This window comes from Streptosporangiales bacterium, from assembly GCA_009379955.1.
GTDB lineage: Bacteria > Actinomycetota > Actinomycetes > Streptosporangiales > WHST01 > WHST01.
In genome coordinates this window covers 26,826-39,669 of record WHST01000056.1, presented here as the reverse complement: position 1 = coordinate 39,669, position 12,844 = coordinate 26,826, and the positions used below count along the sequence as shown (strand labels likewise).

10 protein-coding genes and 1 pseudogene are annotated in these 12,844 nt (G+C 71.7%); 2 read left to right on the top strand and 9 right to left on the bottom strand.

Going from position 1 to position 12,844, the window contains the following annotated elements:
* Positions 1–134: 134 nt before the first annotated feature.
* The 7 genes and pseudogenes from GEV10_17385 to phnA all read right to left on the bottom strand — a co-directional run bounded on the left by GEV10_17385 (position 135) and on the right by phnA (position 7,908).
* The gene (locus GEV10_17385; GenBank protein ID MQA80230.1) at positions 135–1,121 is read right to left on the bottom strand and encodes a sulfotransferase; all 987 of its coding nucleotides are present in this window, start codon (positions 1,119–1,121) and stop codon (positions 135–137) included.
* 173 nt (positions 1,122–1,294) lie between these two features.
* Positions 1,295–2,200, bottom strand: a complete 906-nt coding sequence (locus GEV10_17380; protein MQA80229.1) for a LysR family transcriptional regulator — start codon at positions 2,198–2,200, stop codon at positions 1,295–1,297.
* 23 nt (positions 2,201–2,223) lie between these two features.
* Positions 2,224–2,737, bottom strand: a pseudogene (locus tag GEV10_17375) (DUF664 domain-containing protein).
* A gap of 25 nt (positions 2,738–2,762) precedes the next feature.
* Positions 2,763–4,220, bottom strand: coding sequence for an aldehyde dehydrogenase family protein (locus GEV10_17370; protein MQA80228.1), 1,458 nt, complete (start codon positions 4,218–4,220; stop codon positions 2,763–2,765).
* A 17-nt stretch (positions 4,221–4,237) separates the two neighbouring features.
* On the bottom strand, positions 4,238–5,320 hold the full coding sequence (locus tag GEV10_17365; GenBank protein ID MQA80227.1) for an alcohol dehydrogenase catalytic domain-containing protein: 1,083 nt from the start codon (positions 5,318–5,320) through the stop codon (positions 4,238–4,240).
* Between the two features lie 15 nt (positions 5,321–5,335).
* A complete protein-coding gene (locus GEV10_17360) occupies positions 5,336–6,610 on the bottom strand; it encodes an MFS transporter (protein ID MQA80226.1) in 1,275 nt (424 codons plus the stop codon).
* A gap of 59 nt (positions 6,611–6,669) precedes the next feature.
* The gene (gene phnA, locus GEV10_17355) at positions 6,670–7,908 is read right to left on the bottom strand and encodes a phosphonoacetate hydrolase (protein ID MQA80225.1); all 1,239 of its coding nucleotides are present in this window, start codon (positions 7,906–7,908) and stop codon (positions 6,670–6,672) included.
* A gap of 299 nt (positions 7,909–8,207) precedes the next feature.
* Here phnA and GEV10_17350 point away from each other — a divergent pair, with 299 nt between their 5' ends.
* Both GEV10_17350 and GEV10_17345 read left to right on the top strand, forming a co-directional pair.
* Positions 8,208–8,906 (top strand): ATP-binding cassette domain-containing protein, encoded by a 699-nt coding sequence (locus GEV10_17350; GenBank protein ID MQA80224.1) that lies wholly within the window; start codon positions 8,208–8,210, stop codon positions 8,904–8,906.
* The gene (locus tag GEV10_17345) at positions 8,903–10,879 is read left to right on the top strand and encodes an FtsX-like permease family protein (GenBank protein MQA80223.1); all 1,977 of its coding nucleotides are present in this window, start codon (positions 8,903–8,905) and stop codon (positions 10,877–10,879) included. Before GEV10_17350 ends, GEV10_17345 begins: the two co-directional genes overlap by 4 nt.
* On the opposite strand, the gene GEV10_17340 is transcribed toward GEV10_17345, so the two are convergent.
* Together GEV10_17340 and GEV10_17335 are read right to left on the bottom strand one after the other, a co-directional pair.
* Positions 10,876–12,102, bottom strand: coding sequence for an MFS transporter (locus GEV10_17340; GenBank protein MQA80222.1), 1,227 nt, complete (start codon positions 12,100–12,102; stop codon positions 10,876–10,878). The genes GEV10_17345 and GEV10_17340 overlap by 4 nt on opposite strands.
* The gene (locus tag GEV10_17335; GenBank protein ID MQA80221.1) at positions 12,103–12,729 is read right to left on the bottom strand and encodes a DUF541 domain-containing protein; all 627 of its coding nucleotides are present in this window, start codon (positions 12,727–12,729) and stop codon (positions 12,103–12,105) included.
* Positions 12,730–12,844: the final 115 nt, after the last annotated feature.

Sequence of the window (12,844 nt, the reverse complement as noted above, 5' to 3'; positions counted from 1 at the left end):
TGATCGCTGATCGCTGAGCATCAACGACGAGCACGACCACCTCACTCATGCCGGCACACGGCCCGCCACGCTAACCGCCCAGCAGCCCCATCAGCGCCGCGGCGCGGCGGATTCGCCAATACGGACCCACGCTCCTAGCGGCCGAGGCTGCGCTGGTCGGCGACGGGGTGCCGGTCGCGGAGCAGCGCGACGCGGTCGGTGAGCATCCGGCGACGCTGCGACTGCCTGCGGCGCGTGCTCCGCTTCGCGTACGTGAACAGGGCACGGGACGAGGGCCGGCCGGCGCCGGTGAGGTCGTAGCCGTACGAGCGCAGCCGCTTGCCCAGCACCGCCTCGCACAGCTCGATCTCCCACGGCTCGAGCTCCTGCTGCCACTTCGCCACCTGGTCGGACGAGACGTCCTGGTGGGTGGCGACGTGCCATTTCTTGTGCGAGGGGACGGCGACCGTGGCCTGGTCCTTGGGCTTGCTCATGGCCTCGTCGTAGTCCTCGCCGAGGAAGGCGCACAGCGACTTCAGCTCGGCATCGGGCTCGGCGACGAGGTTCTCGTAGCGGATCTCGTGGAACGTGTCGGCCGGCAGCGTGCGCGCGTATCTGCGACAGTTGTCGAACGCCAGGGCCCACTCCGCGATCGCGGTAGGTGTGTCGTGGGTCCACCACGGCATCCGCTTGAGCGACGCCACGCACGCGCGCCCGTCGCGGACGATCTGGATGAACTGTGCGTCCGGGAACATCCGCAGCACGAACGGCAGGAAGTGGTGGTACGCCGGCCGCTTGTCACCCCAGCGCGGCTTGTCGAACCGACGGGCGTAGGCGCGGAACACGATGCCGAGCGCCGAGCCGACCGTCGGTGGTCCCGCGACGATCTCCTCGGTGACCGCTGCGCGGTCGAGGCCGAGGTCCTTGAAATGCGAGCCCTTCCCCACGATGCGCTCGGCGACCTTGCGCCGGTTGCCGGCGTCGCGGAGGTCGCCGAACTCGCGGCGCCCGGTGTACGTGGGCAGCAGGAACCTGTTCTCGGGCGGGATCGCGATGCGCGGGTGGGCGTGCAGCATCAGCTGCAGCATGGTCGTCCCCGACCGCGGGCAGCCCATCACGAAGATGGGTCGGTCACGTTCCATGACGGGCAAGGGTACTGCGAGCCCGGGCCGGAGCCGCCAGTGGCAGCCGCGGCGAGCCCGACCCGTGAACGGCACCCTCACCGTGCCAGGACACGGTCGGGGTGCCCCTCACGGGTGTGGGTCGTGGACCCTGGCCCGGCGGCGCGGCCGGCCCGTCCGACGACCCACCGGGGTCAGGTCTGCGGGGGCCACTCCTCGACGTGGCGCAGCAGGTCGAGGAAGGCCTGCTCGGTCGGGGAGAGCAGGCGGTCGCGGCGGTGGCCGGCGACGATGGGCCGGCCGGCTGGGGCGGGCTCGACCGTCAGCGTCGCGAGGCGACCGTCGACGACCTCGTGGCCCACCGCGTGCTCGGAGATCAGCGAGAGCCCGAGCCCGGCGTGCACGGCCTGCTTCAACGTCTCGGTGCCCCACACCTCGGTCGAGTTGACGTCCTCCAGGCGCCAGAGCGCCAGCGCGGTGGTCTGCATCGCCCGCGTGGACGAGCCCTTCTCGCGCAGGATGAACACCTCGCCCGCGAGCGCCTCGGGCGCCGTCGTCCGTCCCGCGAGGGGATGGTCGGGCGGCACGATGACGACCGGCTGGTCGGTGAGGATCTGCTCGCACTCCAGCTGCTCGGCCTGCGGCCGCCCGGCGAGGACGGCGAGGCCGAGCTCGCCCTCGACGAGGCGGCGGGTGACCTGCTCGGCGTTGCCGACGTACAGGTCGCTGTCGATCGACGGGTGCTCGCGGTGGAAGCGCGCGAGCAGCATCGGCAGCAGGTACGTGCCCACGGTCGTGGTGCCACCGATGGCGAGGCGTCCGCGCGTCAGTCCCTGCACCTGCCGGACCGCGGTGACCGCCTCGTCTGCGAGCAGGAACAGCCGCCGTGCGTATGCGGCGAGCACCTCGCCCTCCGCCGTCGGCCGCACCTTCGCGCCCGACCGGTCGACGAGGCTCGCGTCGAGGGACGCCTCGAGCTGGCGCACCTGGTTGGACACCGACGGCTGGCTCATGAACAGCTTCGTGCCCGCCGCGGAGAACCCGCCGCACTCCACCACCTGGAGGAAGATCCACAGCCGGTGAAAGTTGATCTGCTCCATCGCAGGTCCCGCTCCGCTAGACACTAGGTGCCGGTGGTGCCGTCGAGGCGTTCCCTGAGCAGGTCGGCGTGGCCGTTGTGCCGAGCGTACTCCTCGATCATGTGGACGTAGATCCAGCGGAGGCTGACCTCCTTGTCCCCCAACCGGCAGGTGTCGGTCAGACTGCGGCCGGCGCTGAGCTCGCGGGAGTGGGCGATCTCCGCGTGCCAGGTGTCGAACGCGGCTCGCAGAGTGGCGCCCGCGGCCAGCTCGAAGCCCCCGTCGGGGCCTCCGGGCTCGGCCGGGAAGATCGTAGAGGGGCGGGACCTTCTCGCCGGCGAACACCCGGCGGAACCAGTTGCGCTCCACCTCCGCCATGTGCTGGACGAGACCCGTGAGGGTGATGCGGGACGGCGGCGCGGAGGCGGTCGCGGCCTGCTCGTCGTCCAGGCCGTCGCACTTGATGGCGAGCGTCGTGCGGTGGAAGTCGAGCCAGCTCTCGAGAGTGGTGCGCTCGTCGGCGTTCAGCGGTGTCTTGGGGCGTTCGATGGCGCTCATCGGCCGATTATGGCGTGCGCGCGGATCAGTAGGTCAGGCAAGCTGAGCGCCACTCGGTGTAGAAGTCCCACACCTCGGGCGAGCACTCGGGCGGACCGAACTGCGAGTCCTTCGTGCCCATGTGTGGCAGGTGGGCGTACGCGCCGACGCCCGGCCGGTTGACGTGCAGCATGCCCGCCTCGAGCCGGTCGAGCGCCTCGAAGATGCGGCTGGGGTCCTGGGTGAACACCGTGCCCGACATGCCGTACCGCACCGAGTTCGCGATGCGGATCGCGTCGTCGAACCCGTCGCAGTCGACGACCGACAGGACCGGTCCGAAGATCTCCTCCTGTGCGATCTCGCTGTCCCACGGGACGTCGCGCAGCACGGTCGGCTGGACGTACCACCCGGGCGGCAGGCCGCCGGTGACACGCTCGCCGCCGCAGGCGACCTTCGCTCCCGCTGCGGTCGCACCCGAGATCGCGTCGAGGCACGCGCGCATGCGCTCCTCGTTGACGACGGGCCCGATGTCGGCACCCTCGTCCGTCCCCGGGCCCACGCGCATCGCGCCGACCCGCGCGACGAGCCGTTCGAGCAGGTCCTCCTTGACGGCGCGGTCGACCACCACCCGGCTGGTGGCGCTGCATCGCTGGCCGGCCTGGCCGAACGCGCCGTGCACGATCGCGTCGGTCGCCTTGTCGAGGTCGGCGTCGTCGAGCACGAGGACGGCGTTCTTGCCGCCGAGCTCGAGCTGGGTGCGCAGCAGCCGCGGCGCGCCCGCCTGCTGGATCGCGCGGCCGACGGGCAGCGAGCCGGTGAACGAGATGCCGACCACGCCACGGTGCCCGACGAGCGCCTCGCCGACCTCCCGGTCACCCTGGACCAGGTTGAGGACGCCCGGCGGTGTACCCGCGTCGTGGAACGCCTGGACGAGCAGCGCGGCCGTGTGCGGCGTGAACGGCGACGGCTTGAGCACCGCGGTGCACCCGGCGAGCAGCGCGGGCGCCACCTTCCACATCGGGATGGTGAACGGGAAGTTCCACGGCGTCACCAGACCGACGACGCCGATGGGTCGGCGGAACGTCATCGCGACCGTCCGCGGCTCCTCCGCCGGCGTGGTGACCCCGTTGAGCCGGCGGGCCTCACCGGCCGTGAAGTCGAGGATCGCGAGACCGCGGTCGACCTCGCCACGCGCCTCGCCGAGCCGCTTGCCCTGCTCGCGCGTGATCGCGGCCGCGATCACGTCACGACGCTCCTCGATCAGCCGTCCCGCGCGACGCAGCACCTCGGCCCGCGCGATCGGCCCGCGACCGCGCCACTCCTCGAATGCGGCGGTCGCGGCCCTGACGGCCAGGTCGGCGTCGCCCGCGCCGGACTCGGCGAAGTCGCCGATGTGGTCCTCGGTGTCCGCGGGGTTGACGTCGGTCCTGGTGCGCCCGCTCTCACCAGGCCGCCACTCGCCGTCGACGTAGTTGCCGAGATGCCTTGCCTCAACCGGTTCCATCGATCTCCTCTGCTGTGTCAACCCTGTCGCGGGTCGACGGCGACCCGGGGTGGACGCTTCGCCACGGCGTGCGCGACGGCGTCGTCGAGCCGGTCGAGCGGGAACGTGTCGGGCACGAAGCCGCCGAACAGCTCGCGGTCTGCCTGCTCGTCGAGGAAGCGCACCGCCTCGACGAGGTCGCCGGGCGCGTAGTTGTGGACGCCGGTGACCGTCAGCAGTCCGCGGACCATCGCCTCGGGCACGATGCCGATCGCGGACGTGGGGAACACCGAGCCCACGAGCCCGAGCCGGCCACCGATGGCGAGCAGGTCGAGTGCCGAGGTGATGGCCGCGTTGCTCCCCGACATGTCGAGCACCGCCTCCGCACCCTCGCCGCCCGTCAGCTCGCGGACGGCGCCGGCCAGCTCGTCGGGTGCGACGGCCGCGGATGCGCCCGCACCCTCGGCCAGGGAACGCCGTGCCGCGTCGACGTCGCACGCCACGACGTCACGCACGCCGATCGAGCACAGGTACGCGACGGCCGTGAGACCCAGCATGCCGCAGCCCGTCACCACCACGGTCTCGCCCACGGTCACGCCGACCTTGCGGACGGCGCACACCACCGTCGCCGTCGCGCAGTTCGCCGGCGTCGAGAGCGCGTCGGGCATGGTGTCGGGCACCGCGACGATCCCGGTCCCCGCGACGAGGTGGCAGTGGCTGGCGAGCCCTCCGCTGAGCGCCCACTCGCCGGTCATCGTCGCGTGACCGTACTTGCGCAGCGCCACACACTTCTGCGGCAGCCCGCGGACGCACCGCCGACACTTACCGCAGGACGCCCCGATGGTCCAGGTGACCCGCATGCCCGGCTCGACCGGCCGGCCGTCGTGCGTCTCGACGCGACCGCCGACGCCGACGACGTCGCCGACCATCTCGTGGCCGAGCACGGTCGGCAGCGGCGTCTCACGCTCGCCGGCAATGGTGTGCAGGTCGCTGCCGCACAACGTGGCGGCACGGGTCTCGACCAGCACCTCGCCGGCGGCGAGGGTGGGCAGCGCGACGTTCGCCATCCGGAAGCCGTCTGCGGGCCCGTTCCACACGGCCGCTGTCGCCGTCTTCGACATGCGTCTCCCCCTCGACTAGCGGCGGATGAGTGCGGCCATGCCCGCGCTCGCCGCGCAGCAGATGGCCACCACGATGAACACGTACGACGTGTGCCCCGACGTGTCGATCAGGTGCCCGATCAGCGGCTCGCTGAAGCCGGCGAACAGGTAGGCGAAGAAGTTCACCACGCCGGTCGCCGTGCCCGCCCGAGCCGCGCCGACGAGGTCGGGGCACAGTGCCCAGAACGACGCCTGCGGGCCGTACACGAAGAAGCCGGTGAGGAACAGCATGCCGATGGCGAGCGCCGTCGACGTCGTGGGGATGAAGATCATCGCGATCGACGAGAGCGCTCCGAGCGCCATGAACGCCATGATCGGCTGGCTGCGCCGGGAGCCGAAGACGCGGTCGGAGATCTGCCCGTTCGCCATGGCGCCGATCGCCATGCCGACCGGCAGTGCGATGGAGATCCACAGCGGGCTCACCCCGCCGGCCGCCTTCCCCTCGCTCCAGGCGTCGCCGAGGAAGTGCACGGGAACCCAGACGAGCAGGCCGTAGCGCGCGGAGTTCTGGAAGCCGATCGAGATGCCGGTGATCCAGATCTTCGGCTGCCTGAGCACCGCCAGGTAGCGCTCCTTGGAGCTGACCTTCGACTTACCGCCGACTGCCTCGGCCGCGAGCGTGGTGTCGGTCTCGTCGACGGGCGACGGCAGGCCGCGCTCCTGCGGCCGGTTGCGGGCGACGAGGAAGAACGTGATGCCGCCGACGAGCATCAGCAGGACGGGGATGCGGAAGATCCAGCGCCAGTCGAGGTCCCACACGTCGAGCACCACGACCGACGTCAGGAACGCGACGACCGAGCCCGTTCCCGCTGCCAGCACGTAGAAGCCGTATGTCTTGCCGCGTTCCCTGCTCGGCCACCAGTTGGAGAGGACCCGGCCGCCCGCGGACCAGCCCATCGCCTGGAAGTATCCGTTGACGGCCCACGGCGCCGCGATGGTCCCGAGGCCCGTGCCGAGGCTCACGATCCAGTTGATGCCGGTGGAGGCGAGGGCGCCGAGCGTCATGATCCGGCGGCCGCCGAACTTGTCCGCGAGGTTGCCGTTGATCGCCTGGCCGATCGCGTAGCTCCAGAGCAGCGCGGTGCTCACCCAGCCCAGTTGCGCCTTGGTGACGTCGAACTCCTCCTGCATGCCGGGGATCGCGAACCCGAAGGTCTGCCGCCCCGTGTAGAAGAACAGGTAGCAGAACATCGTCGCGACGAGCACCGTCCACTGCATGCGGCGCAGTCGTCTGCCCTGCGGATCCTCCATGAGTCCCGACGACGCGACGTCCGGGCGAGTGGACATGTTGACCTCCAGGCAGATGGGCTCTACGGCCGCCGGACGAAGTTCGCGGCGACCCAGTAGGCGTCGAAGTTGCGCAGCCGGTGCCCCTCCGGCAGGCCGCTCACGCCGCGGTTGACGAGGAACGGGACGTTCTCCTCGGCGAGTCCGCCGTGCGAGCGCAGCGGTTCGCGGAGCTGGGTGAGGTCGTGCCGGTCGGGGGTGGTGCCGAGCGCGGTGTCGCGGTCGCCGACGACGACCAGGTCACCCATCCGGTCGGCCGGCAGCTCGAAGCGCGGGCACGCCTCGTCGGCGGTCAGCACCAGCTCGACGCCGGCGAGACCGGCGATGCGGTCGCGGAGGCCGGCGACGTCCGCTCCGTCCGGCAGGTACACGGTGGCGAACGAGCCGAGTGCGCCGTGGTGCACGGTGTACGGGTCGGTGATCGGCAGGATGACGCGCGCGGCGTCGGCCCCGATCCAGCCGTCCAGCTCCTGCTGTAGGTAGACGACCTCGGGCGTACCGTCCGGCTGCGACTTGGCGTTCATGCCGTGGTCCGCGGTGACGACGAGGACGCAGCCGAGCTCGTCGAGCCGTTCGCAGTAGCCGTCGAGCATCGCGTAGAAGTCGTTCGCCGTCGGCGATCCCGGGGCGTGCTTGTGCTGGATGTAGTCGGTGAGCGAGAGGTACATGACGTCGGGACGCTCGCGGCGCAGCACCTCGACACCCGCGGCCATCGCGAGCTCGCTCAGCTCGGCGCTGTAGACCGACGGCAGCGGCATGTCGACCAGCCCGAGGACGTCGTCGATGCCGTGCTCGGCCTTCGTCACCTTGTCGGCGTGCTCCGCCGAGAAGCAGGTGCCGTCACGAAGTCCTGCGCCGAGCAGCCGCCGCAGCTTGTCCTTCGCGGTGACGATGGCGACCTTCGCGCCGCGGTCCGCGTACGCCGAGAAGAGCGTCGGCACGCGCAGCCACTTCGGGTCGTTCATCATCACCTCGTCGCCGCTGTCGCGGTCGAAGAAGTAGTTGCCGCAGATGCCGTGCACCGACGGCGGGACACCGGTCGCGATCGACAGGTTGTTCGGGTTGGTGAACGACGGCATGGCGCACGTGGCGTCGAGCGACGTGCCGCCACCGTCCAGCGCCTTCGCGAGGAAGGGCATCCGTCCCGCGGCGATCGCCTGCTCGTGGTACGCGGGCTCGCTCCCGTCGACGCAGACGACCACGACGGTCTCGTCGACGGGGCCGTAGGTACGGCCGTTCACCTCGACCTGCGGTAGCGCCATCCGCGTGCTCCCTGTTGTCCCTCGTGGTCATTGCTGGAGCCGTGTCTAACAGCGCGGCGAGAAGCCGGAGAACCACGAGATTCCCTATGCGCGCTATAACCTCGCGCGTTCCCGCGTGTGCTCGTCTCGCCGTTGCCGACCGTTCGCCTGCCGTTCAACGACGTCGCCGGGTCAGACCTGAGGATGACGCGGGGTACCGCCTGAAGGCGCATACCGGCGCGCACGACAGCCGCCCTCGCGGGCGATGCGCGCGCGACCTCCGTTCGCGGAGTATGGCCGGCGTGGAGACGAACGACGTGGTGGATGCGGTCCTGGCGGGCCGGGGACTGGTCAAGCGGTTCGGTACGACGACGGCGCTCGGCGGGGTGGACGTCACTGTCAGGCGCGGCGAGGCGATCGGGGTGATGGGGCCGAGCGGCTCCGGTAAGTCGACGCTGCTGCACTGCCTCGCCGGCATCGTCTCGGCGGACGCGGGTGAGGTGCTGCTCGACGGCGCCAGGATCGACGACCGGAGCGAGGAGGCGCGCAGCATTCTGCGGCGCACGGCGTTCGGGTTCGTCTTCCAGTTCGGCCAGCTCCTCCCCGAGCTCCCGGCCGAGGAGAACGTCGCGCTGCCGTTGATGCTCGACGGCGTGCGCAGGGTCGAGGCCGTGGCGCGGGCGCGCACGTGGTTCGGGCCGCTAGGGCTCGCGGGACTCGAGCGCCGGCGGCCCGGCGAACTGTCGGGTGGGCAGGCGCAGCGCGTCGCGATCGCCAGGGCCGTCGTCGCCCGACCGTCGGTGGTCTTCGCCGACGAGCCGACGGGCGCGCTCGACCAGACCACGGGCCACGAGACGATGAACGTCCTCGTCGACGTGACCAGGCGCAACCACGCGGCGCTCGTGGTCGTCACCCACGACCCGAAGGTCGCGCGCTGGTGCGACCGGGTCGTCGAGATGCGCGACGGCGGCATCGTCCAGGTCTGGGAGGCGCCGCGCCGCGAGCGGGTGCACGTATGAGGTCCGCGCTCGCGCTGAGCTGGCGACTGCTGCGCTACGGCGACCGGAGCAACCGGATCAGTGCGTTCCTCGTGCTCGCCGCGGTGACGGCGTCCACCGCGCTGCTGATGTTCGCGATCGCGGCGAACCAGGCGTTCACCGACCGCGCCGAGCGCGAGGCCTGGCGGTACCCGCAGGAGAACGCCCGCGGGTCGGCGATCCAGGCACTGAGCACCGACTACGTACGCGGACGGCCGATCGCCGTGGTCGAGCTGGCGGCCGTCGACCCCGACAACGCCCCGGTGCCGCCCGGGGCGGACACGTTCCCGAAGCCCGGCGAGGTGTGGTTGTCGCCGGGCCTTGCCGCGCTCGCCTCCGATCTGCCTGAGGACGAGCTGGCGAACCGCTTTCCCGAGGCGTCCGCGCGGCACCGACTCGGCGACGCGGCGCTGGTGTACCCGGACGAGCTCGTCGCCGTCGTCGGCCGGTCGGCCGACGACCCGTCGATGCATGCCGAGCGGTTCATGGACGACGGTGTGCGGACACCGGTGCACGTCTCCGGGTACGGCTCCGCTGCCGACACGGAGTTCAGCGCCACGACGAACTACGCGCTGCTGGCGAAGGTCGCCACGGTCCTGATGGTGGTCCCGTTGCTCGTGTTCGGCGGCGCGGCGGCGAGGCTCACCGTGGCGCGGCGTGACCAGCGCCTCGCGGCGCTGCGCCTCGTCGGCGCCACGCCCCGGCAGGTGGTCGCCATGACCGTCGCGGAGGCGGTGATCACCGCGGCCGCGGGCGCGGCCCTCGGGATCGGGTTGTACGCGGCGTCGATGCCGCTGCTCGCCCGCATCGAGATGATGGGCGGCACCTGGTTCGTCGCCGACATGTGGCCGGGTGTGCTCTGGACACTGGCCGCGCTGGTCGGTGTCCCGCTGCTCGTCGGCGCCAGTGCCGTCGTCGGGCTGCGTCGGGTGGTGGTGAGCCCGCTGGGCGTGGCGAACCGGCACACGCCGCCGGGTCTGAAGGTGGTCCGCGCCGTCGTCGCACTCGCCCTGCTCGTCACGTTCCCGATCGTCGCGCGGATGGCCGGCCAGGTCTCGGCCGGGATCGTCATCGCCCTTCTCGGACTCGCCTTCCTCGGCCTCAACCTCGTCGGGCCGTGGGTCGTCGGCATCATCGGCCGCGTCGCCGCGGCGACGGCCAGACGTCCGCATCGACTGCTCGCGGGCCGTCGCCTGGTCGACGACCCGCGAGCCGCGTGGCGCACGGTGAGTGGTGTCGCGCTGGTCGGGTTCGTCGCGGGACTCCTGTCGCTGTTCGACCCGAACGGTGCGTACGGCCTGAGCACCGACACCTCGCGGCTGACCGCGGACGTGCCCGCCGCCGTCGCCGAGAGCACCGCCACCCGCGTGCGCGACGCTCTCGAGGAGGCCCGGGCACCAGCCACGGTGTCCGTCACCGACGTCCGGCCGAGCGGCAACCGCACGGTCGAGGTGGTCCCGAGGTCCGGCGGCGACGTCGACAGGGTCAGGACCGTGCTGACGGGTACCGCGCCGGGCCACGTGTTCACGACGCGGCTGGACCAGCAGCGGATGACGATCACGCTGCTCGGCGACGTCAGGACCGGAGCGCTGATCGTCCTCGTCGTGTGCTTCGTCATCGCCATCGTCAGTGCCGCCATCACCGCGGTGTCCTCGGTGCTCGACCGGCGGCGCACGTACGCACAGCTGCGCCTGGCCGGCACGCCGCTGTCCGTGCTCGACCGTGCGCGCCTGCAGGAGACGATGATCCCGCTCGCGGTGATGGGCGGTGGCTCCCTCGCCGCCGGGATGCTCTGCGGCCTCCCGCTCGCCATATCCAGCCCCGCGACGCCGTACGGACTGATGCTCTTCGCGACGTTCGTCGTGGTCGGCACCCTCGGCGTGGTCGGCGCGAACCTGCTCAGTCGCCCGCTCCTGCGCGCGGTGACGACGTCCCCGAACCCGCAGCCCGACTAGCCCTCGCGCCTGGTTCCACGTCGGCGCAGCAGGGCGACGGCGGTGACGGCAGCGACGAGGGTGCCGCCCGCGCCGGCGATGACGAGCGTCAACGGCGCGGAGGTCGCGTCGAGCAGCAGGCCGCCGCCGACGTACGAGGCGGCCGCGGCGACGCCGACGACTCCGTAGAGGTTGCCGAAGACGCGGCCGAGCATGCCGGAGGGGACGAGGCGCTGCAGCATCGTGTTGCTGGCGACGTCCATCGCGGCGATGCCGAGCCCGCGGACGGTCTGCAGCGCGATCGCCGCGGCGACCGCCCAGGCGAGTCCGGTGAGCAGGTTGCCGAGGCTGTTCACGGCGAAGCCGAGGACCAGCAGGACGGCCATCGAACGCCCCGTTCCCAGGCGGCCGAGCAGGGCGTACCCCACGAACAGCCCGACGCCGACGCCGGCGAGCAGCAGCGCCACGGCTGAGCCGCCCGCGTCGAACGTCTCCGTGGCGAGCAGCACGAGGGCGACGTCGTCGACACCGTTGAACGCCACCACGAGACAGAAGCCGATGACGACGACCCGGACGACGGGTGTCGCGAACACGTAGCGGAGCCCGGTCCTCGCGTCGGCGAGCAGTGAGGGTCGCTCCGTCTCGGTGGGCGGGAGCCGGCGCAGCCGGGTGAGCACGAGTGCGGAGACGAGGAAGGTGGCGGCATCGACGAGCAGGACCCCACGGACGCCGATCAGTGGGAAGAGCGCCGCGGCGATGAGCGGACCCGCGGCCTCCGCGCCGTTGGTGCCGAGCCCGAGCGCGGAGTTGGCCGGGCCGAGGTGCCGGTCCGGCACCAGAGCGGGGACGGCCGAGCGCGACGCCGGCTGGAAGACCTGGCCCGCGATCGCGCGCACGCCGACGAGCACCAGCAGGAGCGGTAGCGGCGGGAGGGAAAGGGCGATCAGCGCGATGACCACGCACTGGACGAGCTCGCAGACGAGCATGATCCGGCGCAGGTCGAACCGGTCACTGAGCGCCCCGCTGACGGGTCCGAGCAGTGACGGGACGAAGTCACCGACGAGCAGCAGCACCGCCACCGCGATCGCCTGCCCGGTCGTGTCGGCGACGTGGAGCATGAGCGCGACGAGGCTCAGCGAGTCCCCGGTGAACGAGACCACGCGGGCCGTCCAGAGCGTGCGGAAGCCCGCGTGCGCGCGAAGGAGCGAGACGAGGCCGTGACGCTCGACCGGTGCGGTCTCCACCTAGTCGAGCAGTTCCCAGACGGTGCTGCAGGTCACCTGGACGCTGATCAGCTCGGGCTCGAGGTTGAGCGCACCGATGTCGACGGCGCGCTCGGGTGCACCGCCGGCGTACGCGACCGCGCCGTCCATCGCCATGAACGGTCCGGGACCCTGCGCCCCGCCCTCGGTCAGGCGGAGGAACTTGCCGAGCCGCGCCCCGAGGGCGATCGCGTAGCCCTCGGCGCGCTGGCGTGCGTCGGCCACCGCGAGTGCCTGGGCCTCGCGGGTGGCGGCCGCGGTGTCCTTCAGCTCCCAGCGCGGGCCGTACAGGTGGGCGGGCTCCGCCGCCACGAGCTCAGCGACGACCTCGTCGAGGATCTCCAGGTCGGCGACCCGGACCTCGTACCGCTGCTCGGCCTCGGCACTCGATCGGCGTCCCTTGTGCCATGTGTCGTGCACGGACAGCTCGCGCGACCGGATGCGCAGACCCTCGCGCCGCAGCACCGCCTCGACCGGCTCGACGACGTGCGTCAGCGCGTCGACCGCGCGGGTGCGATCGCCGCCGGTCGCCCGGTAGTACGCGGACACGGTCGCGCGGTCGGCGCGGTGCTTGACCTCGCCACTACCCGTCGTCGTCACCTCGGCCATGGAGCGCAGTCTCTCAGAGGCCGCGGGCCCGTTGATCACGTTCACGTGATCAACGTGGACTTCACCTCATGCAGGGACGAGGTGCAGTACCTGTTGATCACGTGAACGTGATCAA

Bases quoted from the DNA above. Each gene is read 5' to 3' on its own strand.
- GEV10_17335 (MQA80221.1), bottom strand. From the start codon at position 12,729: ATGGCCGAGGTGACGACGACGGGTAGTGGCGAGGTCAAGCACCGCGCC.
- GEV10_17345 (MQA80223.1), top strand. From the start codon at position 8,903: ATGAGGTCCGCGCTCGCGCTGAGCTGGCGACTGCTGCGCTACGGCGAC.
- GEV10_17380 (MQA80229.1), bottom strand. From the start codon at position 2,200: ATGGAGCAGATCAACTTTCACCGGCTGTGGATCTTCCTCCAGGTGGTG.
- phnA (MQA80225.1), bottom strand. From the start codon at position 7,908: ATGGCGCTACCGCAGGTCGAGGTGAACGGCCGTACCTACGGCCCCGTC.
- GEV10_17360 (MQA80226.1), bottom strand. From the start codon at position 6,610: ATGGAGGATCCGCAGGGCAGACGACTGCGCCGCATGCAGTGGACGGTG.
- GEV10_17370 (MQA80228.1), bottom strand. From the start codon at position 4,220: ATGGAACCGGTTGAGGCAAGGCATCTCGGCAACTACGTCGACGGCGAG.
- GEV10_17385 (MQA80230.1), bottom strand. From the start codon at position 1,121: ATGGAACGTGACCGACCCATCTTCGTGATGGGCTGCCCGCGGTCGGGG.
- GEV10_17365 (MQA80227.1), bottom strand. From the start codon at position 5,320: ATGTCGAAGACGGCGACAGCGGCCGTGTGGAACGGGCCCGCAGACGGC.